The sequence below is a fragment of the Pseudomonas sp. B12(2026) genome (assembly GCF_057767015.1).
On record NZ_CM173430.1, the window covers coordinates 1,113,634 to 1,139,022 of the forward strand.

General features: G+C 64.2%; 27 protein-coding genes and 1 other RNA gene. 19 read left to right on the forward strand and 9 right to left on the reverse strand.

Annotated features, from left to right (window positions below):
- The first annotated feature begins 36 nt into the window (after window positions 1–36).
- Window positions 37–795 carry a Nif3-like dinuclear metal center hexameric protein gene (locus AC3B6A_RS05260; RefSeq protein ID WP_488401244.1) on the forward strand — a complete coding sequence of 253 codons (759 nt, stop codon included), beginning with the start codon at window positions 37–39 and terminating at the stop codon, window positions 793–795.
- Between the two features lie 31 nt (window positions 796–826).
- Here AC3B6A_RS05260 and mltB read toward each other — a convergent pair whose 3' ends face one another.
- Window positions 827–1,933: a lytic murein transglycosylase B gene (mltB, locus tag AC3B6A_RS05265; RefSeq protein ID WP_488401245.1), complete on the reverse strand. Its 1,107-nt coding sequence runs from the start codon at window positions 1,931–1,933 to the stop codon at window positions 827–829.
- 381 nt (window positions 1,934–2,314) lie between these two features.
- On the opposite strand from mltB, the gene cysD reads away from it, so the two are divergent.
- The 4 genes from cysD (at window position 2,315) to AC3B6A_RS05285 (ending at window position 6,220) form a co-directional block, all read left to right on the forward strand.
- The gene (cysD, locus tag AC3B6A_RS05270; protein ID WP_488401246.1) at window positions 2,315–3,232 is read left to right on the forward strand and encodes a sulfate adenylyltransferase subunit CysD; all 918 of its coding nucleotides are present in this window, start codon (window positions 2,315–2,317) and stop codon (window positions 3,230–3,232) included.
- Between the two features lie 59 nt (window positions 3,233–3,291).
- On the forward strand, window positions 3,292–3,633 hold the full coding sequence (locus AC3B6A_RS05275; RefSeq protein ID WP_488401247.1) for a four helix bundle protein: 342 nt from the start codon (window positions 3,292–3,294) through the stop codon (window positions 3,631–3,633).
- A gap of 53 nt (window positions 3,634–3,686) precedes the next feature.
- The gene (gene cysN / locus AC3B6A_RS05280; protein ID WP_488401248.1) at window positions 3,687–5,588 is read left to right on the forward strand and encodes a sulfate adenylyltransferase subunit CysN; all 1,902 of its coding nucleotides are present in this window, start codon (window positions 3,687–3,689) and stop codon (window positions 5,586–5,588) included.
- Between the two features lie 236 nt (window positions 5,589–5,824).
- On the forward strand, window positions 5,825–6,220 hold the full coding sequence (locus AC3B6A_RS05285; RefSeq protein ID WP_488401249.1) for an REP-associated tyrosine transposase: 396 nt from the start codon (window positions 5,825–5,827) through the stop codon (window positions 6,218–6,220).
- 91 nt (window positions 6,221–6,311) lie between these two features.
- Here AC3B6A_RS05285 and AC3B6A_RS05290 read toward each other — a convergent pair whose 3' ends face one another.
- Window positions 6,312–6,752 carry a Z-ring associated ZapG family protein gene (locus tag AC3B6A_RS05290; RefSeq protein ID WP_488401250.1) on the reverse strand — a complete coding sequence of 147 codons (441 nt, stop codon included), beginning with the start codon at window positions 6,750–6,752 and terminating at the stop codon, window positions 6,312–6,314.
- 139 nt (window positions 6,753–6,891) lie between these two features.
- Between AC3B6A_RS05290 and AC3B6A_RS05295 the strand changes: the two genes are divergently transcribed.
- The 3 genes from AC3B6A_RS05295 (at window position 6,892) to zapE (ending at window position 10,112) form a co-directional block, all read left to right on the forward strand.
- Window positions 6,892–7,518 carry an alpha/beta hydrolase gene (locus AC3B6A_RS05295; RefSeq protein ID WP_488401251.1) on the forward strand — a complete coding sequence of 209 codons (627 nt, stop codon included), beginning with the start codon at window positions 6,892–6,894 and terminating at the stop codon, window positions 7,516–7,518.
- Between the two features lie 60 nt (window positions 7,519–7,578).
- Entirely contained in the window at window positions 7,579–8,922 is a 1,344-nt protein-coding gene (locus AC3B6A_RS05300; protein WP_488401252.1) for a tryptophan--tRNA ligase, read from the forward strand.
- A 95-nt stretch (window positions 8,923–9,017) separates the two neighbouring features.
- Window positions 9,018–10,112 carry a cell division protein ZapE gene (zapE, locus tag AC3B6A_RS05305; protein WP_488401253.1) on the forward strand — a complete coding sequence of 365 codons (1,095 nt, stop codon included), beginning with the start codon at window positions 9,018–9,020 and terminating at the stop codon, window positions 10,110–10,112.
- Window positions 10,113–10,289: 177 nt separating this feature from the next.
- Here the strand turns inward: zapE and AC3B6A_RS05310 are convergent, their stop codons facing one another.
- Both AC3B6A_RS05310 and AC3B6A_RS05315 read right to left on the reverse strand, forming a co-directional pair.
- Window positions 10,290–11,243, reverse strand: coding sequence for a hypothetical protein (locus tag AC3B6A_RS05310; RefSeq protein ID WP_488401254.1), 954 nt, complete (start codon window positions 11,241–11,243; stop codon window positions 10,290–10,292).
- A gap of 104 nt (window positions 11,244–11,347) precedes the next feature.
- Window positions 11,348–12,247, reverse strand: a complete 900-nt coding sequence (locus AC3B6A_RS05315; RefSeq protein ID WP_488403520.1) for a GlxA family transcriptional regulator — start codon at window positions 12,245–12,247, stop codon at window positions 11,348–11,350.
- A 253-nt stretch (window positions 12,248–12,500) separates the two neighbouring features.
- On the opposite strand from AC3B6A_RS05315, the gene AC3B6A_RS05320 reads away from it, so the two are divergent.
- Complete coding sequence (locus AC3B6A_RS05320; RefSeq protein WP_488401255.1) at window positions 12,501–13,646, forward strand: acyl-CoA dehydrogenase family protein; 1,146 nt, start codon at window positions 12,501–12,503, stop codon at window positions 13,644–13,646.
- 104 nt (window positions 13,647–13,750) lie between these two features.
- On the opposite strand, the gene AC3B6A_RS05325 is transcribed toward AC3B6A_RS05320, so the two are convergent.
- A complete protein-coding gene (locus AC3B6A_RS05325; RefSeq protein WP_488401256.1) occupies window positions 13,751–14,788 on the reverse strand; it encodes an NADP(H)-dependent aldo-keto reductase in 1,038 nt (345 codons plus the stop codon).
- Window positions 14,789–15,034: 246 nt separating this feature from the next.
- On the opposite strand from AC3B6A_RS05325, the gene rplM reads away from it, so the two are divergent.
- From rplM to AC3B6A_RS05360, 7 genes are all read left to right on the forward strand, one after another.
- Entirely contained in the window at window positions 15,035–15,463 is a 429-nt protein-coding gene (gene rplM, locus AC3B6A_RS05330; protein ID WP_090265635.1) for a 50S ribosomal protein L13, read from the forward strand.
- A gap of 14 nt (window positions 15,464–15,477) precedes the next feature.
- Window positions 15,478–15,870, forward strand: coding sequence for a 30S ribosomal protein S9 (gene rpsI, locus AC3B6A_RS05335; RefSeq protein WP_017518120.1), 393 nt, complete (start codon window positions 15,478–15,480; stop codon window positions 15,868–15,870).
- A gap of 248 nt (window positions 15,871–16,118) precedes the next feature.
- On the forward strand, window positions 16,119–16,709 hold the full coding sequence (gene petA / locus AC3B6A_RS05340; RefSeq protein WP_488401257.1) for a ubiquinol-cytochrome c reductase iron-sulfur subunit: 591 nt from the start codon (window positions 16,119–16,121) through the stop codon (window positions 16,707–16,709).
- On the forward strand, window positions 16,709–17,920 hold the full coding sequence (locus tag AC3B6A_RS05345; RefSeq protein ID WP_488401258.1) for a cytochrome b: 1,212 nt from the start codon (window positions 16,709–16,711) through the stop codon (window positions 17,918–17,920). The genes petA and AC3B6A_RS05345 overlap by 1 nt, the downstream gene beginning before the upstream one ends.
- Entirely contained in the window at window positions 17,920–18,699 is a 780-nt protein-coding gene (locus AC3B6A_RS05350) for a cytochrome c1 (RefSeq protein ID WP_488401259.1), read from the forward strand. The genes AC3B6A_RS05345 and AC3B6A_RS05350 overlap by 1 nt, the downstream gene beginning before the upstream one ends.
- A gap of 78 nt (window positions 18,700–18,777) precedes the next feature.
- On the forward strand, window positions 18,778–19,395 hold the full coding sequence (locus tag AC3B6A_RS05355) for a glutathione S-transferase N-terminal domain-containing protein (RefSeq protein WP_488401260.1): 618 nt from the start codon (window positions 18,778–18,780) through the stop codon (window positions 19,393–19,395).
- An 11-nt stretch (window positions 19,396–19,406) separates the two neighbouring features.
- Complete coding sequence (locus tag AC3B6A_RS05360) at window positions 19,407–19,811, forward strand: ClpXP protease specificity-enhancing factor (protein ID WP_488401261.1); 405 nt, start codon at window positions 19,407–19,409, stop codon at window positions 19,809–19,811.
- 49 nt (window positions 19,812–19,860) lie between these two features.
- Here the strand turns inward: AC3B6A_RS05360 and AC3B6A_RS05365 are convergent, their stop codons facing one another.
- From AC3B6A_RS05365 to AC3B6A_RS05380, 4 genes are read right to left on the reverse strand one after another with little or no spacing between them, the layout of a single operon-like run.
- The gene (locus AC3B6A_RS05365; protein ID WP_488401262.1) at window positions 19,861–20,439 is read right to left on the reverse strand and encodes a BON domain-containing protein; all 579 of its coding nucleotides are present in this window, start codon (window positions 20,437–20,439) and stop codon (window positions 19,861–19,863) included.
- Window positions 20,436–21,029, reverse strand: a complete 594-nt coding sequence (locus AC3B6A_RS05370; protein WP_017518113.1) for a phosphoheptose isomerase — start codon at window positions 21,027–21,029, stop codon at window positions 20,436–20,438. Before AC3B6A_RS05370 ends, AC3B6A_RS05365 begins: the two co-directional genes overlap by 4 nt.
- A gap of 28 nt (window positions 21,030–21,057) precedes the next feature.
- Complete coding sequence (locus tag AC3B6A_RS05375) at window positions 21,058–21,432, reverse strand: YraN family protein (protein ID WP_488403521.1); 375 nt, start codon at window positions 21,430–21,432, stop codon at window positions 21,058–21,060.
- Window positions 21,432–23,246 carry a penicillin-binding protein activator gene (locus AC3B6A_RS05380; RefSeq protein ID WP_488401263.1) on the reverse strand — a complete coding sequence of 605 codons (1,815 nt, stop codon included), beginning with the start codon at window positions 23,244–23,246 and terminating at the stop codon, window positions 21,432–21,434. The genes AC3B6A_RS05375 and AC3B6A_RS05380 overlap by 1 nt, the downstream gene beginning before the upstream one ends.
- Before the next feature lie 127 nt (window positions 23,247–23,373).
- Between AC3B6A_RS05380 and rsmI the strand changes: the two genes are divergently transcribed.
- The 3 genes from rsmI (at window position 23,374) to mraZ (ending at window position 25,383) form a co-directional block, all read left to right on the forward strand.
- Window positions 23,374–24,222 carry a 16S rRNA (cytidine(1402)-2'-O)-methyltransferase gene (gene rsmI, locus AC3B6A_RS05385; protein ID WP_488401264.1) on the forward strand — a complete coding sequence of 283 codons (849 nt, stop codon included), beginning with the start codon at window positions 23,374–23,376 and terminating at the stop codon, window positions 24,220–24,222.
- Window positions 24,223–24,262: 40 nt separating this feature from the next.
- Window positions 24,263–24,619, forward strand: an RNA gene (gene rnpB / locus AC3B6A_RS05390) — RNase P RNA component class A.
- Window positions 24,620–24,927: 308 nt separating this feature from the next.
- Window positions 24,928–25,383 (forward strand): division/cell wall cluster transcriptional repressor MraZ, encoded by a 456-nt coding sequence (gene mraZ / locus AC3B6A_RS05395; RefSeq protein WP_371233446.1) that lies wholly within the window; start codon window positions 24,928–24,930, stop codon window positions 25,381–25,383.
- Window positions 25,384–25,389 lie beyond the last annotated feature (6 nt).

The following is a 25,389-nucleotide window of genomic DNA, read 5'->3' on the forward strand; positions in this document are numbered from 1 at the left end:
AAAATAGACGCTCGCGGCGATGTTGGAGGAATTTCGATGGCTATCGCACTGAGCACCCTGGTCGAGGAAGCCGACCGTTATCTGGGCACCGCGAAGGTCCAGGATTACTGCCCCAACGGCCTGCAGGTCGAGGGCCGTCCGCAGGTGCGCCGCATCGTCAGCGGCGTGACCGCCAGCCAGGCGCTGCTGGATGCCGCGGTGGATGCCGAGGCCGATGTGGTGCTGGTGCACCACGGCTATTTCTGGAAGGGCGAAAACCCCTGCGTGGTCGGCATGAAGCAGCGTCGCCTGAAGACCCTGCTGAGCCGTGACATCAGTCTGCTGGCCTACCACCTGCCGCTGGACCTGCATCCCGAGGTGGGCAACAACGTGCAGCTCGGCCGCCAGCTCGGCTTCGACATCGAGGGACCGCTGGAGCCGGGCGATCCGCGCTCCATCGTGCTGGTCGGCTCGCTGTCCGAGCCCATGCTGCCGAGCGACCTGGCGCTGCATGTGCGCGATGTGCTGGGCCGCGAGCCGCTGCTGGTGGCGGGCGAGCGGCCGATCCGGCGCATCGCCTGGTGCACCGGCGGTGCCCAGGGATACATCGACCAGGCGATCGCCGCCGGCGTGGATGCCTATCTGACCGGCGAAGTCTCCGAGCAGACCGTGCACAGCGCGCGGGAAAACGGCATCAGCTTCATCGCCGCCGGCCACCACGCCACCGAGCGCTACGGCGTGCAGGCGCTGGGCGACTACCTGGCCAGGCGCTTCGCCGTCGAACACCTGTTCATCGATTGCCCGAATCCCGCCTGAGACCGACCGCGGCCGTTCCCGGCGGAAACGCTCACGGAACCGAGGCGTAGCGCTGCCGCGCCTGGCCCACCGCCTTGCCCAGCTCCCAGACCGCCATGGCGTAGTGCGTGCTGTGGTTGTAGCGGGTGATCACGTAGAAGTTCGGCAGGCCGTACCAGTACTGGTAGTTGCGGCCCATGTCCAGGCGCAGCAGGCTGGCCTGCTGGTGGCCGTTGAGCGGGCCCTGCGGGCGCAGCCCGACGGCGGTCAGGGTGGCGACCGGGTACATGGTCTGGAAGCCATTCTCCAGCGCCGGCGCCTGGCCGGTGGCGGGCACGGCCACCATGTCGCCGCTGATCCAGCCGTGCTGCTTGAAGTAGTTGGCCACGCTGCCGATGGCGTCGCGCGGGTTCCACAGGTCGATGTGGCCGTCGCCGTCGAAATCCACCGCGTATTTCGTGAACGACGACGGCATGAACTGCCCGTAGCCCATCGCGCCGGCGTAGGAGCCGCGCAGCGCCAGCGGGTCGTCGCCCTCCTTGCGCGCCTGCAGGAGGAACTGCTCCAACTCGCCGCTGAAGAACTCGGCGCGGCGCGGGTAGGAGAACGACAGGGTGGCCAGGGCGTCGATGATCCGCGTCTTGCCCATCACGCGGCCCCAGCGGGTCTCCACGCCGATGATGCCGACGACGATTTCCGGCGGTACGCCGTAGGTACGGTAGGCGCGCATCAGGTCGCCCTCGTACTGGTTCCAGAACTGCACGCCGTTCTGCACGTTGTCCGGGGTGACGAACTTCTTCCGGTAGCGCAACCAGGCGCCGTTCGGCCCGCTGGGCGGCGTGTAGGTCGGCGCCTGGCGGTCCATCAGGCGGATCACCCAGTCCAGCTCGCGGGTCTGGGCGAAGAGCTCCTGCAGGTCCTGGCGATTGAACGCGTGCTGGCTCACCATCCTGTCGATGAAGCGTTGCGCGTTCGGATTGTTGGCGAAGTCGCCGCGCAGCGGGATGATCGGCTGCACCGAGCCGAACGCCGGGTGGGCGGCGGGGGTGACGAGGGTGGGCGCCTGCGGCTTGGCGCGCGCCGTCGGAGTGGTGGTCGGTTTGCTGCTGCACGCTGAAATCAGGACGAGCAATGGCAGGGCGAGAGCGATGCGGCGCATGGGGAATCTTCTGGGACGGGAACAGTGCCCGCTATGCTAGCGCAGAGCGCTTCCCAGGCAAGTGCGAGGCGCGAAGCAGAGGCTCCCGGCGGGTCGCGGGAGGCATTTTCCGGATGATCGGTATGGGTGCGCGTCGGGCTCCCTCCGTGGGGCGGACGGCTCCGTCGCCCGAGGTTGCCTTGGCGGCTTCCGCCATCCGCCACGCCATCACGGGAATGCCGCGCCGGCCGGCGATCCGGCGGGCTCCAGCAGTGAGCGCGGACGGCTATATAAGTATATTTTTTCGGTATAAAAGGCGCGCCGGTTAGAGTCTTGCGCTGTGTTAGAGTGCGCCCTCGTCTACGGCCCGAAGGCCGTCCATAAGCAATTCCGTGAGTAGCCATGGTCGACAAACTGACGCATCTGAAACAGCTGGAAGCGGAGAGCATCCACATCATCCGCGAGGTCGCCGCCGAGTTCGATAACCCGGTGATGCTCTACTCGATCGGCAAGGACAGCGCGGTGATGCTGCATCTCGCGCGCAAGGCGTTCTTCCCCGGCAAGCTGCCGTTCCCGGTGATGCACGTCGACACTCGCTGGAAATTCCAGGAGATGTACAGTTTCCGCGACAAGATGGTCGCCGACATGGGCCTGGACCTGATCACCCACGTCAACCCCGATGGCGTTGCGCAGGACATCAACCCCTTCACCCACGGCAGTGCCAAGCACACCGACATCATGAAGACCGAAGGGCTGAAGCAGGCGCTCGACAAGTACGGCTTCGACGCCGCCTTCGGTGGCGCGCGCCGCGACGAGGAGAAGTCCCGCGCCAAGGAGCGCGTCTACTCCTTCCGCGACAGCAAGCACCGCTGGGACCCGAAGAACCAGCGCCCCGAGCTGTGGAACGTCTACAACGGCAAGGTGAAGAAGGGCGAGTCGATCCGCGTCTTCCCGCTGTCGAACTGGACCGAGCTGGACATCTGGCAATACATCTACCTGGAACAGATCCCGATCGTGCCGCTGTACTTCGCCGCCGAGCGCGAAGTCATCGAGATGAACGGCGCGCTGATCATGATCGACGACGAGCGCATCCTCGAGCACCTCAGCCCCGAGCAGAAGGCCAGCATCCAGAAGAAGATGGTGCGTTTCCGCACCCTGGGCTGCTACCCGCTGACCGGCGCGGTGGAGTCCACCGCCACCACGCTGCCGGAAATCATCCAGGAAATGCTGCTGACGCGGACTTCCGAGCGCCAGGGCCGGGTCATCGACCACGACGCCGCCGGCTCGATGGAAGAAAAGAAACGTCAGGGCTACTTCTGACGAAGAGCTGCAAGTTGCAAGCGATAAGCTTTAAGTAAAAGCAATCGGAGGCCTTCGATATGGATTTTGAAAGGCTGGAAGTTTGGCTGCGGTCTAAGCGATTAGCGGTAACGGTTTTCAAAGCGCTGGCAGAGTGCCGGGACTTGGGATTCAAGGACCAGATCACTCGCTCAGCGCTTTCGATTCCAAGCAATATCGCCGACGGCATGGAGAGAGAAAGCGACAAGGAGAAATGTCGTTTTCTCTGGATAGCCAAGGGCTCCTGTGGGGAGCTGCGAACCCAAGCGATGATTGGCTACGAAATCGGCTACATCGGGGAATCGCGTGCAACTGAGTGGATTAAAGAAACCCGTGAGCTGTCGCGCATGCTGCACGGGCTGATCAGCAAAATTTCTGACTAGCTGTGTACTGACAAGCTTGCCGCTTGAAGCTTACAGCTTGGAGCTCGAATGAAATGAGTCACCAATCCGATCTGATCAGCGAGGACATCCTCGCCTACCTGGCCCAGCACGAGCGCAAGGAACTGCTGCGCTTCCTCACCTGCGGCAACGTCGACGACGGCAAGAGCACCCTGATCGGGCGCCTGCTGCACGACTCCAAGATGATCTACGAGGACCACCTCGAGGCCATCACCCGCGACTCGAAGAAAGTCGGCACCACCGGCGACGATGTCGACCTGGCGCTGCTGGTGGACGGCCTGCAGGCCGAGCGCGAGCAGGGCATCACCATCGACGTGGCGTACCGCTACTTCAGCACCGCCAAGCGCAAGTTCATCATCGCCGACACCCCCGGCCATGAGCAGTACACCCGCAACATGGCCACCGGCGCATCCACCTGCGACCTGGCCATCATCCTGATCGACGCCCGCTACGGCGTGCAGACCCAGACCCGCCGGCACAGCTACATCGCCTCGCTGCTGGGCATCAAGCACATCGTCGTCGCCGTCAACAAGATGGACCTGAAGGACTTCGACCAGGGCGTCTTCGAGCAGATCAAGGCCGACTACCTGCAGTTCGCCGAGAAGATCCACCTGAAGACCAACTCGCTGCACTTCGTGCCGATGTCGGCTCTGAAGGGCGACAACGTGGTCAACAAGTCCGAGCGTTCGCCCTGGTACAGCGGCCAGTCGCTGATGGAAATCCTCGAGACCGTGGAGATCGCCGGCGACCGTAACCTCGACGACATGCGCTTCCCGGTGCAGTACGTCAACCGTCCGAACCTGAACTTCCGCGGCTTCGCCGGCACCCTCGCCAGCGGCGTCGTGCGCAAGGGCGACGAGGTCGTGGCCCTGCCGTCGGGCAAGGGCAGCAAGGTCAGGTCCATCGTCACCTACGACGGTGAACTGGAGCAGGCCGGTCCCGGCCAGGCCATCACCCTGACCCTGGAAGACGAGATCGACGTCTCCCGCGGCGACATGCTGGTGCATGCCGACAACCGTCCGCGGGTGACCGACGGCTTCGACGCCATGCTGGTGTGGATGGCCGAAGAGCCGATGCTGCCGGGCAAGAAATACGACATCAAGCGCGCCACCAGCTACGTGCCGGGCTCGATCCCGAGCATCACCCACAAGGTGGACGTGAACACCCTGGAAGAGACCGCCGCCAGCGAACTCGGGCTCAACGAGATCGCCCGCGTGAAGGTCAGCCTGGATGCGCCCATCGCGCTGGACGGCTATGCGCAGAACCGCACCACCGGTGCCTTCATCGTCATCGACCGGCTGACCAACGGCACCGTCGGCGCCGGCATGATCGTCGCCGCGCCGCAGGCCGGCCACGGCACTGTCGCGCACCATGGCGCGAATGCCCATGTCGCCCGTGAGGAGCGCGCCGCGCGCTTCGGCCAGCAGCCGGCCACCGTGCTGTTCAGCGGCCTCTCCGGCGCCGGCAAGAGCACCCTGGCCTACGCCGTGGAGCGCAAGCTGTTCGACATGGGCCGCGCGGTCTTCGTGCTGGATGGCCAGAACCTGCGCCACGACCTGAACAAGGGACTGCCGCACGACCGCGCCGGCCGCACCGAGAACTGGCTGCGCACCGCCCACGTCGCCAAGCAGTTCAACGAGGCCGGCCTGATCAGCCTGTGCGCCTTCGTCGCCCCGAGCGCCGAAGGCCGCGAGCAGGCCAGGGCGCTGATCGGCGCCGAACGCCTGGTCACCGTCTACGTCCAGGCGTCCCCGCAGATCTGCCGCGAGCGTGATCCGCAGGGCCTGTACGCTGCCGGCCTGGACAACATCCCGGGCGAGTCCTTCCCCTACGATGTGCCGCTGGATGCCGATCTGGTGATCGATACCCAGACCCAGCCGGTGGAAGAGGGCGTCAAGGCGGTCCTCGACCTGCTGCGCCAGCGCGGCGCGATCTGATCGTCCAGCGCTGAAATGAAAAAGCCCCGCTCATGCGGGGCTTTTTCATTTGTGATAACCGATCACGCCGATCTCCGGCGCGGAGCCATCTGCTTGCGTAGGAGCGGACCTTGTCCGCGAAATCCGTCCATCCCACTCGAGGATGTCCGGCTATATCCCACCCCGCGTTTTTCTCGGAAGTCCCAGGCCACCACGCGCTACGTAAAGGGCGTTCGTCAATCCCTGGTCATGTGTATTTGGTTACCACCACCACGGCGCAGCGAACGCGCGTATTCACTGATTTCAATACCGCCTGCAATGCATGTTCGGCTTTTACCCGAGACTTCGTACTGGGCCAAAACAGGTTGCTCGCTTGGGTGTTGATGCCGGACCACGTCCACTGGCTACTTCAACTGGGCAATGGCGAGGATCTGGCCAAATCAGTCGGACGGATGAAGGCCGTCAGTGCACGAGAAGTTCGCCGTTCGGCTGGATGGCAGGGCATCGTTTGGACGCAGGCATTCCATGATCGGACATTGCGTCGGGAGGAGGATTTAGTCGCGGTTGCCCGGTACATCGTGACCAATCCGTTGCGTGCGGGATTGGTCAGAACAGTGAGGGAGTATCCCTTCTGGGACGCGGTGTGGCTGTGAGGATTCGCGGACAAGGTCCGCTCCTACGAAAGCATTTCGGCGCTCCATGAAAAAGCCCCGCGAGTGCGGGGCTTTTCTACGCAACACAGACTCAGTACTTGCCTTTCAGCCCATAAGTCTCGTCCAGCGTACCCGGGCCGTCGCCGGTCTTGGGCGCGTAGTCCTTCGGCGCTTCGTTGCTGGCCGGCGGCGTCAGGCGTTCGCGGCGCTCGGGGTATTCGTCGGCCTGCAGGGCGGCCAGCAGGCGCTGCTTGGTCTGCTCGTCCAGGGCCAGGCGCTCGGCGCCTTCGGACAGGTGATCCTGGACGTCCTGATAGCTCTGGGTGAGCTTCTTCATCAGGCTGGCGGAGGTGTTGAAGTGGGTCACCACTTCGCGCTGGTAGCTATCGAAACGGTCCTGCATGTCGTCCACCTGGCGCTGCAGCTTGTTCGGCGCGGCGTTGGGGAGCAGGCGGGCGATCAGGAAACCGATGCCGGCCCCGACGATCAGGGCGAGTAGCGGCAGCAACCAGGTGGTGAGGGACTGTTCCACGCGAATCCTTCCTCTATAGACGGCTTTGCTTTACGTTAGCGGCTTGCACCTGTGCTTGTATACCGTGGCGAATGCTTCGCCGCCGGCGCAGGTATTGTGCTAGACGAGACGACCCGCCACGGGGTCACGGAGTTGCTGTTTGACCACCCGCGAAATCCCCCTGTTCCTCGACGGCCCCGACGGCCAGCTGGAAGCCCTGCACCTCGATACAGCGGACGCCAAGGGCGTCGCGCTGATCTGCCATCCGCATCCGCTGTTCGCCGGCACCATGCAGAACAAGGTGGTCGCCACCCTGCAGCGCGCCGCACGCGATGCAGGATACGCCACCCTGCGTTTCAATTTTCGTGGCGTAGGTCAGAGCGCGGGCAGTTATGCCGAGGGCCGCGGCGAGATCGACGACGCACTGGCCGCCGCGCACTGGCTGGTGGATAGGCACCAGGGCCTGCCGCTGACGCTGATGGGCTTCTCCTTCGGCTCCTGCGTGGCCGGCAATGCCGCGCAGCGCCTGGAAGAGCAGGGCGCAGCCCTGGCGCAGCTGTTCATGCTGGCGCCGCCGGTGGAGCGTTTCGACGTCGAGCTGCCCGAGCGCTGCCCGCTGACGGTGATCCAGCCGGAGGCCGACGAAGTGGTCACGCCCGAGCGCGTGTACGCCTGGAGCGCCGGACTGGCCAAGCCCCACGAACTGATCCGCGTCCCCGAGTGCAGCCACTTCTTCCACGGCAAGCTGATCGAACTGAAAGACCTGATTCAGGCCCGGCTCGCCTAGGCCGCCGAGCCGCGCTAACATCCGGCCCGCCATTTCAATTGTGTTGATTCCTGGATTCCCATGACGACCCGTATCCTGACCGGCATCACCACCACCGGTACTCCGCACCTGGGCAACTACGCCGGCGCCATCCGCCCGGCCATCGTCGCCAGCCGCGATCCGCAGGCAGATTCCTTCTACTTCCTGGCCGACTACCACGCGCTGATCAAGTGCGATGACCCGGCGCGCATCCAGCGTTCGCGCCTGGAGATCGCCGCCACCTGGCTGGCCTGCGGCCTGGATACCGACAAGGCGACCTTCTATCGCCAGTCCGACATTCCCGAGATTCCGGAACTGACCTGGCTGCTCACCTGCGTCAGCGCCAAGGGCCTGCTCAACCGCGCCCACGCCTACAAAGCCTCGGTGGACAAGAACGTCGAGGCCGGCGAAGACCCGGACGCCGGCGTCACCATGGGCCTGTACAGCTACCCGGTGCTGATGGCCGCGGACATCCTGATGTTCAACGCGCACAAGGTGCCGGTCGGCCGCGACCAGATCCAGCACGTGGAGATGGCCCGCGACATCGGCCAGCGCTTCAACCACCTGTTCGGCAACGGCAAGGAGCTGTTCACCCTGCCGGAAGTGGTGATCGAGGAAGACGTGGCGACCCTGCCGGGCCTGGACGGTCGCAAGATGTCCAAGAGCTACGACAACACCATCCCGCTGTTCGGCAGCGCCAGGCAGCTCAAGGACGCCGTGGCGCGCATCGTCACCGACTCCCGCGCGCCGGGCGAGCCGAAGGACCCGGACAACTCCCACCTGTTCACCCTCTACCAGGCCTTCGCCACGGCCGCACAGCAGGCCGAGTTCCGCGCCGAGCTGCTCGGCGGCCTGGCCTGGGGCGAGGCCAAGCAGCGCCTGTTCGAACTGCTCGACAACGAGCTGGGCGAGGCCCGCGAGCGCTACCAGACGCTGATCACCCGCCCGGCCGACCTGGAGGACATCCTCCTGGCCGGCGCCGCCAAGGCGCGCCGCATCGCCACTCCGTTCCTCGGCGAACTGCGCGAGGCGGTGGGCCTGCGCTCGTTCCGCGAGCAGGTGCAGGTCGCCAGCGAGGGCAAGAAGAAGGCCGCCAAGAGCGCGCGCTTCGTCAGCTTCCGCGAGGACGACGGCAGCTTCCGCTTCCGCCTGCTGGACGCCGCCGGCGAGCAACTGCTGCTGTCCGTCGCCTTCGCCGACGGCAAGGCGGCGGGGCAGGTGAGCAAGCGCCTGCAGTCCGAGGAACTGGACCTGCACGCCGAGCTGAACGCCTTCAGCGTCCGTCTGGACGGCAATGCCGTGGCCTACAGCCCGGAATTCCTCACCGATGCGGAACGTGACGCGGCCATGCAGCGTCTGCGCGAGGCGCTCGCTCCCCAGGAGTGAGGCCATGGCAGGCCGGTCCGACTACCGGCCAATTGCCAAGCAACGGGGGCGCCGCTAAAGTGTGCGCCCCCGTTTTAGTTACCTTGCTACCGATCATGACGCCCCTCCAGCGCTACCAGGAAGACCTGAAACGTCCCGACTTCTTCCACGATGCCGCACAAGCCACGGCCGTGAAGCATCTGCAACGCCTCTACGACGACCTTCTCGCCGCTGACCAGGGCAAGTCCGGCCTGTTCGGCCGCCTGCTGGGCAAGAAGTCCCAGGGGCCGGTGAAGGGCCTGTACTTCTGGGGCGGCGTCGGCCGCGGCAAGACCTACCTGGTGGACACCTTCTTCGAAGCGCTGCCCTTCAAGCAGAAGATGCGCACGCACTTCCACCGCTTCATGAAGCGCGTGCACGAGGAAATGAAGACCCTCAAGGGCGAGAAGAACCCGCTGACCATCATCGGCAGGCGTTTTGCCGACGAGGCCCGGGTGATCTGCTTCGACGAGTTCTTCGTCTCCGACATCACCGACGCGATGATCCTCGCGACCCTGCTGGAGGAGCTGTTCAAGAACGGCGTCAGCCTGGTGGCAACCTCCAACATCGTGCCGGACGGCCTGTACAGGGACGGCCTGCAGCGTGCCCGTTTCCTGCCGGCCATCGCCCTGCTCAAGCAGCACACCGAGATCGTCAACGTCGACAGCGGCGTCGACTACCGCCTACGCGCCCTGGAGCAGGCCGAGCTGTACCACTGGCCGCTGTCCGAGCAGGCCGAGCAGGCCATGGCCCGCGACTTCAGGGCGCTGACCCCGGAGTGCTCCGGCGCGACCCGCGACGACGTGCTGATGATCGAGAACCGCGAAATCCGCGCGCGCCTGACCTGCGATGACGTGGCCTGGTTCGAGTTCCGCGAGCTGTGCGACGGTCCGCGCAGCCAGAACGACTACATCGAGCTGGCGAAGATCTTCCACGCGGTGCTGGTCTCCAACGTCGAGCAGATGAACGTGGCCAAGGACGACATCGCCCGCCGCTTCATCAACCTGGTGGACGAGTTCTACGACCGCAACGTCAAGCTGATCCTCTCCGCCGAAGTGGAGCTCAAGGACCTGTATGTCGGCGGCCGCCTGGAGTTCGAATTCCAGCGCACCCTGAGCCGCCTGCTGGAAATGCAGTCCCACGAATACCTGAGCCGCCCGCACCGTCCCTGATGGTCCGGCGAACGAAAAAGGCTGCCTTCGGGCAGCCTTTTTCGTTTGGGCTCTTCGTAGGAGCGGACCTTGTCCGCGATGGCGCCGGCAGGCGTCCCTGATCGCCGAATCCCCCTGGAGGAACGGGCTGCGCCCGTGATCGTGGACAAGGTCCGCTCCTACAGGGGCATTCCGCCATCAGCGCTGCGCCATCTCCTGCTGCGCCTTTTTCAGCAGTTGCTGCGCATGCGCCACTTCCAGTGCCTCCATGGCGCTGATCGGCTGGATCGCCGTGGCCTTCCTCAGCTGTTCCAGTGCCTTCTGTTCCTCGTCCCCGCCGTACACGTAGCCCAGCGCGTTGGCGTACTCATAGTGGCCGATCGGCAGGTCGCTGGCGGCGCGGAAGGAGCGGGCGAAGTACTGCTCCATCTGGTCCGCGCTGACCCCGTAGGTCATCTTGCCCACCAGCTTGCCGGCCTTGCGGATCACGCCGGCCTCATAACCGCCGTAGAGTGCCAGGGCGAAGGGCTGGTCGGGCTGCCTGGCCAGCAGGGCGTCCAGTTCCTTGGGGATGTCGCCGATGTAGCCGCGCTTGAGCGCCACCGGCACCGGCAGGTCCTCGGCCAGGCGCGCCTTGGCGTAGGCGCGGCCGAACTGGGCGATGGGGTCGGCGTTGAGCAGCGGTCCGGCCGCGTCGGTGTAGCTGATCACTTCCTCCAGCAGGCGCTGCTTCTCGTCCAGGTTCGGCGCGAGGAACAGGGCGTAGAGGGTCTGGGCGAACAGCGCCGGCACCTGGCCGCCGACGCCCAGCGCCAGGCCGTCCTTCCTGGCCTGGGCGAAGTCGCCGCGGAATACCTTGCGCCACACGTCCTGCAGCTTTTCGGCGTAGGCCTGGGCGTCTTCCGGCGTGCCGCTGAAGCCGCTGCCGGTGTTTTCCAGGAGTTCGGGATGCCGGGCGGCCATGCTCGCCACCCAGTCGGCATCGGGGAAGGGGTAGTTGCCGAAGCCGCGGGTCAGCTTCGGCCAGGCGGCGCGCAGCTTGTCGCCGCTGTAGTCGAAGGCGCTCTGGTCGTAGGGGAAGGGTTTCCAGGTGTCGTCCGCCACAGCGGTGAGGCTGAAGACGGCCAGCAGGGCAAGCAGGAAGCGGCGCATGGCGATATCCCGTGGGGTTCTTGTTGGCAGGGCGGCCCTTGAAGGCGTCAGGCGATCATAGGGCGCGCCCCGGGTACGTGAACCCATCCTAGGGATGGCGTGTTTCAGCCTTCCTTCTGCTCGTACTGGCGGCGGTAGTGATTCGGTGACAGCCCGGTGTGCTGGCGGAACAGCCGGGCGAAGAAGCTGGCGTCGTCGTAGCCGACCTCGTAGCTGATGGTCTTGATGCTCTTGCGGGTGGTCGACAGTAGGTTGCGCGCGGTTTCGATGCGCAGGCGCTGCAGGTAGTGCAGCGGCTTGTCGCCGGTGGCGGCCTGGAAGCGCCGCATGAAGTTGCGGATGCTCATGCCGTGCTCGCGGGCGACGTCCTCGAAGCGGAACTTGTCCGGGAAGTTCTCCTCCAGCCAGTGCTGGATCTGCAGGATGGCCGGGTCGTGGTGCAGCTTCTGTCCGCCGAAGCCGAGGCGGCCGGGGGTATAGCTGCGCTGTACCTCGTAGAGGATGTCGCGGGCCACGCCCTGGGCTACGGCGGCGCCGCAGAAGCGTTCGATCAGGTAGATGTACAGGTCGCAGGCCGAGGTCAGGCCGCCGGCGCTGTAGATGTTGTCTGCGTCGGCGATGTGCTTTTCCTGGTTCAGCAGCACCTTCGGGTAGCGCTCGGCGAATTCGCGGAAGAAGCGCCAGTAGGTGGTCGCCTCCTTGCCGTCGAGCAGTCCCGCCTCGGCCAGCCAGAACACCCCGGAGACCTCGCCGCAGAGCACGCAACCGGCGGCATGGCGTTCGCGCAACCAGGGCAGCACTTCTGGGTGGCGGGTGAGCAGCTCGTCGAAGTCGCCCCAGAAGGCGGGGAGGATCACCAGTTCCGGCTCGTCCAGCGCGCCCTGCACCGGCAGGCTGTCGCCGCTGAAGCTGATCACGGGCAGCCCGTCGGGGCTGATGATGCGGGTCTCGAAGCTGGGTTGCAGGCCAAGGCCCTGCTGGCGGCCATGGCGCAGGGCGGCCATGTGGAAGAAGTCCTTGGCCTGCATCAGGGTCGAGCCGAAGACGCCATGGGTGGCGAGGATGCTGACGCGGCGCAGCACACGGGAAGCTGGGTTGGGCATCGGTTCTTGTACTTCTTATGGATGTCTTTGCATGACGCTAAAGCGGTCATGATGCGGCTGGATCGTCTTATTTTTTGGCGAAAGTGTCCAGTGCGGAGCGCTTCGCGCTGGCCTACAGTCGGCCTTCCTACAATTTCAACAACCCGATCCGCAGGTGCGCCAGATGATTCCTAGAACCCTGTTCAGTTCCGACCACGAGCTGTTCCGCGACAGCGTCCGCAAGTTCCTCGAACAGGAGGCGGTGCCCTTCCACGCCCAGTGGGAAAAGGACGGTCACATCGACCGCCAGCTGTGGAACAAGGCCGGTGAGGCCGGGATGCTCTGCTCGCACCTGCCCGAGGCCTACGGCGGCATGGCGGCGGACTTCCTCTACAGTGCGGTGGTGATTGAGGAAGTCGGCCGCCTGGGCCTGACCGGCATCGGCTTCTCCCTGCACTCGGACATCGTCGCGCCCTACATCCTCCACTACGGCAGCGAGGCGCAGAAGCAGCACTACCTGCCCAGGCTGGTCTCCGGCGAGATGGTCTCGGCCATCGCCATGACCGAGCCGGGCGCCGGTTCCGACCTGCAGGGCGTTAAGACCACCGCGGTGCTGGATGGCGACGAGTACGTGATCAACGGCTCGAAGACCTTCATCACCAACGGCTGGCTGGCCGACCTGGTGATCGTGGTCGCCAAGACCGATCCCAAGGCCGGCGCCAAGGGCACCAGCCTGTTCCTGGTGGAGGCGGGCACGCCGGGTTTCTCCAAGGGCAAGCGGCTGGAAAAGGTCGGCATGAAGGCCCAGGACACCTCCGAGCTGTTCTTCCAGGACGTGCGCATTCCCAAGGAAAACCTGCTGGGCCAGGAAGGGCAGGGCTTCATCTACCTGATGCAGGAGCTGCCCCAGGAGCGCCTGACCGTGGCCCTGGGCGCGCTGGCCTCGGCCGAGGCGGCGCTGAAGTGGACGCTGGACTACACCCGCGAGCGCAAGGCCTTTGGCAAGTCCGTGTCGGACTTCCAGAACACCCGCTTCAAGCTGGCGGAAATGGCCACCGAGATCCAGGTCGGCCGGGTCTTCGTCGACCGCTGCCTGGAACAGCACCTGGAGGGCAAGCTGGACGTGCCCACCGCGGCGATGGCCAAGTACTGGACCACCGACCTGCAGTGCAAGGTGCTCGACGAGTGCGTGCAACTGCACGGCGGCTACGGCTACATGTGGGAGTACCCGGTGGCCCGAGCCTGGGCCGATGCGCGGGTGCAGCGCATCTACGCCGGCACCAACGAGATCATGAAGGAGATCATCGCCCGCTCGCTGTAACCGGGCGCTTTTTGTAGGAGCGAGCTTGCTCGCGAACATTTCGTTGGCGCCCAAGGCGTCAGACGCTTCGCAAGCAAGCCCGCTCCTGCAAGAGCCCGGGAACCTTATGGCGCCGGGTTCGGCTGGTCCTTGTGGATCGCCTCGATGCCGGCCAGTACCTCGTCGGACAACTTCAGCTCGAAGCTGGCGAGGTTGGCGTCCAGTTGCTCGAGATTGGTGGCACCGATGATGTTGCTGGTGACGAACGGCTGGCGGGTGACGAAGGCCAGGGCCATCTGCGCCGGGTCCAGACCATGCTCGCGGGCCAGGGTCACGTAGCGGTCGCTGGCGCGCTCGCTTTGCGGGTTGGTGTAGCGGGTGAAGCGGCTGAACAGGGTGATCCGCGCATTGGCCGGACGTGCGCCGCCGAAGTACTTGCCCGAGAGCATGCCGAAAGCCATCGGCGAATAGGCCAGCAGGCCGATCTGTTCGCGGATGGCGATCTCCGCGAGGCCCACTTCGAAACTGCGGTTGAGCAGGTTGTAGGGGTTCTGGATCGATACCGCGCGCGGCCAGCCGCGCTCCTGGGCGATCTGCAGGAAGCGCAGGGTGCCCCAGGGCGTCTCGTTGGACAGGCCGATGTGGCGGATCTTGCCGGCGCGGACCTGCTCGTCGAGCACCTCCAGGGTGTCTTCCAGTGGGGTGAAGCTCTCTTCCTTGTGCTGGTAGCCGAGCTGGCCGAAGAAGTTGGTGCTGCGTTCGGGCCAGTGCAACTGGTAGAGGTCAATCCAGTCGGTCTGCAGGCGCTTGAGGCTGCCGTCCAGCGCCGCAACGATGTTCTTGCGGTCGAATTTCGGCTGGCCGTCGCGGATATGGCTGATGGCATTGCCGGGGCCGGCGATCTTGCTGGCGAGGACCCAGTCGGCGCGGTCGCCGCGCTGGCGGAACCAGTTGCCGATGATCTGCTCGGTGCGGGTGTAGGTCTCTGCGCGTGGCGGAACCGGATACATTTCGGCGGTATCGATGAAATTCAGACCGGCGGCCTTGGCCCGCTCGATCTGGGCGAAGGCTTCTGTCTCGGTGTTCTGCTCGCCCCAGGTCATGGTGCCGAGGCAGAGTGCGCTGACTTTCAGTCCGGTGCGGCCGAACGGGCGGTACTCCATGCAGGTCTCCTCATGAAAACAAGTGCGTGATGCGGTTGAAAATTCTGCCGGAATCTGCATAATTCCGCAGCCTTTCATCGGTGGGGGATGCCAAGCCTGCCGATCGATACATCTAGTCGTTACGGACGCACACTGACCCGAGCCCCAATTCGTGTCTGTTTCCGGCTGTCCTTGACTTGTCAAGGCAACCACTGTCCAGTAAGATTCGCCGTCTTATTTTTCAGGCGGCCCCTGAGGCTATAACGAATGAAAACTTTTACCGCGAAACCAGAAACTGTTAAGCGCGACTGGTTCGTCGTCGACGCTGCTGGCCTGACCCTGGGTCGTCTGGCTACCGAGATCGCTCGCCGCCTGCGTGGCAAGCACAAGCCGGAATACACCCCGCACGTTGACACCGGCGACTACATCGTCGTCATCAACGCCGAGCAGGTTCGTGTCACCGGCGCGAAAGCCACCGACAAGATGTACTACCATCACTCGGGCTTCCCGGGCGGTATCAAGTCGATCAACTTCGAGAAGCTGATCGCCAAGGCTCCTGAGCGCGTCATCGAGACTGCCGTCAAAGGCATGCTGCCGAAGAACCCGCTGGGCCGCGACATGTACCGCAAGCTGAAAGTGTACAAGGGTGCCAACCACCCGCACACCGCTCAGCAGCCTCAAGAACTGAAGATTTAACGGGATAGCTCATTATGTCGGCGACTCAAAATTACGGCACTGGCCGTCGTAAGACCGCTACCGCTCGCGTCTTCCTGCGTCCGGGTACTGGCAAGATCTCCATCAACAACCGCAGCATCGAGCAGTTCTTCGGTCGTGAGACCGCTCGCATGGTTGTCCGTCAGCCCCTCGAGCTGACCGAGAACACCGAGAAGTTCGATATCTACGTTACCGTCGTTGGCGGTGGTGTAAGCGGCCAGGCCGGTGCGATCCGTCACGGTATCACCCGCGCTCTGATCGAGTACGACGAGACTCTGCGCAGCCCGCTGCGTAAAGCCGGCTACGTCACTCGCGACGCTCGCGAAGTTGAACGTAAGAAAGTCGGTCTGCGTAAAGCGCGTAAGCGTCCGCAGTACTCCAAGCGTTAATACGACGCTTCGAAAAAACGCCCAGATCCTTTGGACTGGGCGTTTTTTTATGTCTGTAATTTGTTCGTGCGGCAAGGTGTCGCATCCGCGCAAGCCCCGTCCCGCAAGGGTTTCCCCAATTTCGTATCAGGCTATTACCTTGTCAGCACAGGGGGTTTTCTTTACCATTTGGCGAATTTTTTGCGCGGCTCGAATTTTTACTTAAAAGCCTGAACTGAACAGGCTTGAAGCTGATGGGAGACGACTGAATGAGTAATGACGGCGTGAATGCAGGCCGGCGTCGCTTCCTTGTCGCGGCCACTTCGGTGGTTGGTGCGGCAGGAGCGGTCGGAGCTGCGGTCCCGTTCGTGGGGTCATGGTTCCCCAGTGCCAAGGCGAAGGCTGCCGGCGCGCCGGTGAAGGTCAATGTGGGGAAGATCGAACCAGGCCAGCAGGTCGTCGCCGAATGGCGCGGCAAGCCGGTGTTCCTGGTGCATCGCACCAAGGAAATGCTGGACTCGCTGCCGGCCCTCGAAGGGCAACTGGCCGACCCTGAGTCGAAGGCATCGGAGCAGCCGACTTACGTCGATCCCAAGCTGCGCTCGATCAAGCCGGAACTGGCGGTGATCGTCGGCATCTGCACCCACCTGGGCTGCTCGCCGACTTTCCGTCCGGAGGTCGCTCCCGCGGACCTCGGTCCGGACTGGAAGGGTGGTTACTTCTGCCCCTGCCACGGCTCCCACTACGACCTCGCCGGCCGCGTTTACAAGGGGCAACCCGCTCCGCTGAACCTGCCGATTCCGCCTTATACGCTCGATGGTGATGAGTTGACCATCGGTGTGGACCAGGAGAAAGCCTGATGAACAAGTTCATGGCTTGGGTCGATGCCCGCTTCCCCGCGACCAAGATGTGGGAAGACCATCTGAGCAAGTACTACGCCCCGAAGAACTTCAACTTCTGGTACTTCTTCGGTTCGCTGGCACTGCTGGTCCTGGTCAACCAGATCCTCACCGGTATCTGGCTGACCATGAGCTTCACCCCGTCGGCGGAAGAGGCCTTCGCTTCCGTCGAGTACATCATGCGAGATGTGGATTACGGGTGGATCATCCGCTACATGCACTCCACCGGTGCATCGGCGTTCTTCATCGTGGTCTACCTGCACATGTTCCGCGGCCTGCTCTACGGCTCCTACCAGAAGCCGCGCGAGCTGGTGTGGATCTTCGGCATGCTGATCTATCTCGCCCTGATGGCCGAGGCCTTCATGGGCTACCTGCTGCCCTGGGGCCAGATGTCCTACTGGGGCGCCCAGGTAATCATCTCGCTGTTCGGCGCCATCCCGGTCGTCGGCGAGGATCTGGCCCAGTGGATCCGCGGTGACTTCCTGATTTCCGGCATCACCCTGAACCGCTTCTTCGCCCTGCACGTGATCGCCCTGCCGATCGTCCTGCTCGGCCTGGTCGTGCTGCACATCCTGGCGCTGCACGAAGTCGGCTCGAACAACCCGGACGGCGTGGACATCAAGAAGAAGAAGGACGAGAACGGCGTACCGCTGGACGGCATTCCCTTCCACCCGTACTACACCGTCAAGGACATCGTCGGTGTCGTGGTCTTCCTGTTCATCTTCTGCACCGTGATCTTCTTCTTCCCGGAAATGGGCGGCTACTTCCTCGAGAAGCCCAACTTCGAGATGGCGAACCAGTTCAAGACTCCGCCGCACATTGCTCCGGTGTGGTACTTCACTCCGTTCTACGCCATCCTGCGCGCCGTTCCGGACAAGCTGATGGGTGTGGTTGCCATGGGCGCTGCCATCGCCGTGCTGTTCGTGCTGCCGTGGCTGGACCGTAGCCCGGTTCGCTCGATCCGCTACAAGGGCTGGCTGAGCAAGATCTGGCTGGTGATCTTCGCGGTGTCCTTCGTGATTCTCGGCTACTTCGGCGCCCAGGCTCCGTCGCCGCTGGGCACCACGCTGTCCCGCCTGTGCACCATTCTGTATTTCGCCTTCTTCATCCTGATGCCGTTCTACACCCGGATGGAGAAAACCAAACCGGTTCCGGAAAGGGTGACTGGCTGATGAAAAAGCAATTCGCAGCATTGATTCTGGCTTTCCTGCCGGTATTCGCATTCGCTAACGAGGCTGGTCCCGAGCTCGATCATGTCGAGATCGACCTGACCGACAAGGCTGCCATGCAGGATGGCGCACGTACCTTCGCCAACTACTGCATGGGCTGCCACAGCGCCAAGTTCCAGCGTTACGAGCGCGTCGGCAGGGATCTGGGTATTCCGGAAGAGCTGATGATGAGTCACCTGGTGTTCACCGGTGCGAAGATCGGCGATCACATGGACATCGGCATGAAGCCGGCTGATGCCAAGGTTTGGTTCGGTGCTGCTCCGCCGGATCTGACCCTGGTGGCCCGCGTGCGTGGCACCGACTGGCTGTACACCTACCTGCGTTCGTTCTACGAAGATCCCAAGCGTCCGTGGGGCGTGAACAACACGATCTTCCCGAACGTCGGCATGCCGAACGTGCTGGCCAGCGTCCAGGGCCGTCAGGTCATCGGCTGCAAGCAGGTCCAGGTCGTCGAGCATGGCAAGAAGCAGTTCGATCCCCTGACCGGTACTCCGCTGACCCACGAGGCCTGCGATCAACTGACCGTCGTACCCAAGACCGGCCAGCTGAACGAAGCCCAGTTCGACGAAAAGGTGAAGAACCTGGTGACCTTCCTGGCTTACTCGGCTGATCCGAACAAGCTGGAGTCCCAACGCGTCGGCGTCTACGTCCTGCTGTTCCTGGCCTTCTTCTTCGTGTTCGCCTATCTGCTCAAGCGTGAATACTGGAAGGACGTGCACTAAGCACTGCCAGCTGTAACAAGCGCGCGCCCTACGGGGCGCGCGCGTCTTTCTACCTCCCACCGCGAGGAGGCGCGCGGCATGGCCGCATTCAATAAGCTCACCTGTTTCTCCGACCCTTCCTGCCATTACAGCCATCGCGTGCGCCTGGTGCTGGCCGAGAAGAGCGTCGTCGCCGATATCATCGACGTGCCGGCTGGCAACATCCCGGCCAGGCTGGCGGAAGTGAATCCCTATGGCAGCCTGCCGACCCTGGTGGATCGTGACCTCACGCTCTACGAGTCGACAGTGGTCATGGAATACCTCGATGAACGTTATCCACACCCGCCGCTGCTCCCGGTCTACCCGGTAGCCCGCGCCAACAGCCGGCTGCTGATACACCGTATCCAGCGCGACTGGTGCGCCCTGGTCGATCGCATTCTCGACTCGCGGCAGAAGGACGCCGAGCGTGCCTTGGCGAGAAAGGAATTGCGTGAGAGCCTGACGGGTGTATCGCCGCTGTTCGCCGACAAGCCGTTCTTCCTCAGTGAAGAATTGAGTCTGGTGGACTGCTGCCTGTTGCCGATCCTCTGGCGGCTGCCGGTTCTGGGCATCGAGTTGCCGCGCCAGGCCAAGCCGCTGCTGGACTACATGGAGCGGCAGTTTGCGCGGGAAACTTTCCGTGCCAGCCTGTCCTCTATCGAACGTGATATGCGCTAAGGAGCCCGATGATGAACTCCAGTCGTCCCTACCTCGTGCGAGCCCTCTATGAGTGGATCGTCGACAACGGCTGCACCCCGCATATCCTGGTGAATTCCGAGTATCCGGGCGTGCGGGTGCCGCCGGGCTATGCCAGCGATGGCCAGATCGTGCTCAATGTCTCGCCCAGCGCGGTGCGCCACCTGCAGATGGATAACGAGGCGGTCAGCTTCGAAGGTCGTTTCGGTGGCGTTGCCCAGAGCCTGTACATTCCGTCCCAGGCCGTGATGGCCGTCTACGCGCGGGAGAACGGACAGGGCATGGTCTTCGACCTGGAGCCGCCGGTGCCGACCGACGACGAGGATCTGCCGGACGATGGCCCGTCCGACGAGCCGCCTCGCCCCAGTGGCCGGCCCAGCCTCAAGGTGGTGAAGTAACAAAAAAGGCGACCCGAGGGTCGCCTTTTTCATGCCTGCGTTTCGTCGTTCAGTTGATGTACTCGAACAGTCGGACGATCTTCTGCACGCCATCCACACCCTGTACCACCTGGGTGGCCAGGTCGCCTTCGCGATGGGTCACCAGACCCAGCATGTAGACGATGCCATTCTCGGTCAGGACCTTGATGCGGGTGGATGGAACGTTGGCGTCAGTCAGCATCTGGCTCTTGATCTTGGTGGTCAGCCAGGTGTCGTTGCTGCGGGCGGCGAGGGAGGAGGGCTGCAGGATCTGCAGCTCGTTGTGCACGGTCTTGACCTTCTGCACTTCCCTGGCGGCCTGCTCGGCCTTGCTCTTCAGGTCGGCGCGCGGGGTCTGGCCGGCCAGCAGCACCACGCCGTTGTAGCTGATCACCACAACGTGGGAATTGCGGTCGAGGTCGGGATCGGCCTTGGCGATGTTCACCGCCACCTTGGTCTCGATCAGCGAGTCGTCGATCTTGCTGCCAAGGGTGCGGGTGCCCTTGTCATCGTCGATCGGCTTGTCGCGGGTGGCGCTGACGAAACTGGTGCAGCCACCCAGGGCCATGGTCACGGCCAGCATGGCCGCAATCAGAGGGGTACGGGTCATTCTTCACTCCCGAACAGTTGACGGTCGATAAGGTCGCACAGGCAATGGATGACCAGCAGGTGGACTTCCTGGATGCGCGCGGTGACCTTGGCCGGGACGCGGATTTCCACGTCTTCGGGCAGCAGCAGCGATGCCATGTTGCCGCCGTCGCGGCCGGTCAGGGCTACGACAACCATTTCGCGATCGTGTGCGGCCTGGATCGCCTGAATGACGTTCGCCGAGTTGCCGCTGGTGGAGATCGCCAGCAGTACGTCGCCCGGCTGGCCCAGGGCGCGGATCTGCTTGGAGAAGACTTCGTTGTAGCTGTAGTCGTTGGCGATCGAGGTGATGGTGGAGCTGTCGGTGGTCAGGGCGACCGCCGGCAGGCTCGGACGCTCGCGCTCGAAGCGGTTCAGCAGTTCGGAGGAGAAGTGCTGGGCGTCGCCGGCGGAGCCGCCGTTGCCGCAGGAGAGAATCTTGCCCTCGTTCAGCAGGGCATTGACCATCACCATGCTGGCCTGCTCGATATGCGGGATGAGCACCTCGGTGGCCTGCTGCTTGGTCTCGATGCTGGCATGGAAGAGCTGGCGGATACGGGATTGCATGTCCATCAGGGGTGACCTTTCGTCGGGCGTCTGATCAGGTGTCAAAGGCGTTGGGAATCCAGTTCAAGTGCCCTGCGGAGCCTGGGGCGCGATGGTCGATGGCGACGATGTCGAACCGGCAGGGGTGTCTGCTCCAGCAGGTGTTCTGTTGCAGGAAGTGTTCGGCGGTGGCGACCAGGCGCTGGCGTTTGCGCGAGTCCACGCTTTCCAGCGCTCCTCCCCAGGCATCGTGCCGGCGGGAGCGAACTTCGACGAATACTACTGTATCGCCGTCCAGCATGACCAGATCGAGCTCGCCGCGGCGGCACGACCAGTTCTGCGCCACAAGGCGCAGTCCATGCTGTTCGAGGTGGGCGCGGGCGCTGGCTTCCGCCTCGCGCCCGGCCTTCTGGGAGGGGCTGTTGCCGATCAAATACCGCTGTTCTCCAGCGGCTGGACCTGGCCGTTGCGGAACTCCGCCCAGGGCAGTCGGCGCTCGACGCGCTGGTTGGCGCTGATGCTCAGGGTGCCGGTCAGGCCATCCAGCTGCATGCTCGGCACGGCCTTGAGCTCCGGCAGGCGTGGTGCCAGCTGGTAGGCGTCGGCGCCCATGGCGTAGAGGCGGCCGAGGCTGCCGTTGGCCTGCGGCCACTGGGCGGCGACCTGCTGGCGCAGCGGGTTGTTCGACTCCAGCAGCCACGGCGTTTCGCAGAAGCGGATGCCGTTCAGGTCCTGGTCCTGGGCCGGGTTGTTCACCCCGCTGTAGAGATTGGAGGTGGAGTAGACCGGCAGGTCGCCGGCGTACTGGAACGCCAGGGTCGGCTTGATCTGGCGGGCCTGCTGCGGGGTGGCGGCGAGGAAGATGAAGTCGATGTCCTGGCGGCGCGACGGCTGGGTGTCGACATTGCTGTCGAGCACGCCCTGCAGGCGCTTGGCGCGGGTTTCGCTCTGGCGCAGTTGCAGCAGGTCGGCGATCTGGCGGGCCAGCTCCACCGGCTGGTCGACGTGCTCGGCGGCGATCAGGGTGCCGCCGGCGGCCTGCCAGTTGCGGCTGAAGGAGGCCAGCACGCGGTCGCCCCATTCGCCGCGGGGCACCAGGGCCACGGCGCGGCGCATGCCATCGTTCCAGGCGCGGTTGGCGACCTCGCGGGCTTCATCCTCGGCGGACAGGCCGAACTGGAACAGCTGGGCCGGGCCTTCCTGGCTGCCGTCGCTGTAGTTCAGCGCCAGGGTGGTGATCGGCAGCTGCGGTTGGCTGCTCAGCTGCTTGACCAGGTTCTTCTCCAGCGGGCCTACGACCAGCTGGACGCCGTCGGCCTGGGCCTGGCGGTAGAACTCGTCCAGCGAACGAACCTGGGTGCTGTCGTAGAGCTTGATCGCCGGTTGTGCCTGGCCGCTTTGCTGGGCCTGGTAGTGCGCAGCCAGGAAACCGTCCTGCAGCGCGCGGGAGACCGACGCCAGCTGGCCTTGCTGCGGCAGCAGCAGGGCGATGGTGTTCAGCGGCTGGGCGGCCAGGGACTTCAGCTTGGTCAGGGCGTCCGGCAGCTGCTTGGCGGCCGGGTGCTCGGGGTTCTGGGCGATCCAGTTGTCGATCTTGGACTGCTGTTCCTTCAGCGTCGCCGAGGTCTTGGTGATGCGCGCCAGCTCCAGCCAGCCGTTCAGATCGCCTTCGTTGCCGCTGGCCTGCAGCTGTTCGGCCGGCAGGCTGGAGACCAGGCCCCAGATGGCTTCATGGTTGCTCTTGCTGGCTTCGGCGTTGAGCAGCGGGTCGATGAACACGCGCTCGCGGGCGGCGCTCAGCGCCTGGCCGTCGGCAGCCAGGGCCTGGGCCTTGACCAGGCCGGCGCGGGCCTGCAGCTCCACCGGCATTTCGCCCAGGCGCTGGAAGTTCGGATTGTCGAACGCCTTCAGGGCGGCCTTGGGCTTGTCGCGGGCCATTTCCAGTTGGGCCTTGAGCGTGCTGGCGAAGACCTGCTGGGCCGGTTTCAGGCTGTCCATCGGCGTTTGCTCGAGGATCTGCGAGGAGCGCCCGAAGTCCTTCTGCTTGTACGCGAGGTCGGCGGCGGAAAGACGCAGCACGGCGGCTTCATCGGGCTGGGCGGTGGAGGCCTGCTGTAGCAGCTGTTCGATGCTGGCGTCCGGGGTGCGCGGCAGTTCGCCGAGGTTGGACGACGGGGAAGAGGCGCAGGCGGCGAGCATGCCGGCAAGGAACAGAGCGGAAAGCGGACGCAGGCGAGCGATCATATCGGGCTTCTCGTGACGCATTCAAAGAACTGCCGATTGTACCGAAGCGGCGGAGGTGGCGCGATGGCGGCTGACGGAAACGGGATACAATGCGTCTTTTCCGACACTCCTGGCGAGGTTCTTCCGCGTGACCTTCGGCACTCTCTATGTGGTGGCTACCCCCATCGGCAATCTGGATGACATCAGCGCCCGGGCGCTCAAGGTGCTGCGTGATGTTTCGCTGATCGCCGCCGAAGACACCCGTCACTCCGTCCGCCTGCTGCAGCATTTCGGCATCGAAACGCCGCTGGCCGCCTGCCACGAGCACAACGAGCGCGAGCAGGGCGGGCGTTTCCTGGCGAAGCTGCAGGCCGGCGAGGACGTCGCGCTGATCTCCGATGCGGGCACGCCGCTGATCTCCGATCCGGGCTATCACCTGGTGCGCCAGGCTCGCGCGGCGGGCGTTCAGGTGGTTCCGGTGCCGGGCGCCTGCGCGTTGATCGCCGCGTTGTCCGCCGCCGGGTTGCCATCGGACCGCTTCGTCTTCGAGGGCTTCCTGCCCGCCAAGGCGGCTGGGCGGCGTGGCCGGCTGGAGGCGCTGCTGGAAGAGCCGCGTACGCTGATCTTCTATGAGGCGCCGCATCGCCTGCTGGAATGCGTCGAGGACATGGCGGCGATTTTCGGCAATGAGCGCCCGGCGGTGCTCGCGCGGGAGCTGACCAAGACCTTCGAGACGCTGAAGGGGCTGCCGCTGGGGGAGTTGCGCGCGTTCGTCGCTGCCGACAGCAACCAGCAACGGGGCGAGTGCGTGCTGCTGGTGGCGGGCAAGCCGGCGCCGGAGGGCGATGAGGCCGTGGATGCGCAAACGCTGCGGGTGCTCGATCTGTTGCTGGCCGAACTGCCGGTGAAACGCGCGGCAGCGCTGGCGGCGGAGATTACCGGGGGGCGGAAGAACCAGCTCTATCAGATCGCGCTGGAGCGCCAGGGCAAGGCCTGAGCTTGTCCTGAGCGCCGCCAGCCGCTAATCTTGCGGACGGAGAGTTGGTTGGACAGTCGCTGCTGCGTGATGTTCCATCACGTGGTGGAGGAAAGTCCGGGCTCCATAGGGCAGAGTGCCAGGTAACGCCTGGGAGGCGCGAGCCTACGGAAAGTGCCACAGAAAATAACCGCCTAAGCGCAACAGCGCCGGTAAGGGTGAAAAGGTGCGGTAAGAGCGCACCGCACGGCTGGCAACAGTGCGTGGCTAGGTAAACCCCACTCGGAGCAAGACCAAATAGGAATCCATTGGCGCGGCCCGCGTTGGATTCGGGTAGGTCGCTTGAGGCATTCAGTGATGGATGTCCCAGAGGAATGGCTGTCCTCGACAGAACCCGGCTTACAGACCGACTCTCTCCTCTTTTCCCCCACTTCTTCCCACCACGACCATTTGTCGCTGATTGGAAGAAGTCGCAAAGTTAAGAAATCACTTTAAGTATGAAAGCCCAGCGTTTTGAAAACGCTGGGCTTTTCGCTTTCCTGGCGCGTCAAACTTCCCTGCGAAACCCTCCAGAAGCACGCTAAATCTCGGTCCTGTAAGGATTTTTCCCCTCTGGCTCGCCTTGACGGTGGGGAGTGCGGATTTCTATAGTGTGCGGAAGTGGTATGAAGTGGGTAAAAGTGGGATCAACAGGCATGGATAGCCAACCACAGGGGAAGCGCTGACGTGTTTCGCGGAGCCAACGCCATCAGTCTCGACGCTAAAGGGCGCCTCGCGATGCCGAGCCGGTATCGTGACGAGCTCGTTTCGCGTTGCAATGGCCAGCTCATCGTCACCATCGATGCCGTCGACACCTGCCTGACTGTATACCCCCTCCCCGAATGGGAACTCATCGAAGCCAAGCTGCGCGAGCTGCCGTCGCTGCGTGAAGAAACGCGGCGCCTGCAGCGTTTGCTGATTGGTAACGCCGTGGACCTGGAGCTGGATGGCGCCGGACGTTTCCTGGTGCCGCCGCGGCTTCGCGAATACGCCGGCCTGGACAAGCGGGCGATGCTGGTCGGCCAGCTGAACAAGTTCCAGCTCTGGGACGAAGACAAGTGGAATGCGGTTGCCGAGGCCGACCTCGCAGCCATCAAAGAACCCGGCGGCCTGCCGGACGAATTGCGCGACCTTATTCTGTGAGCCTGC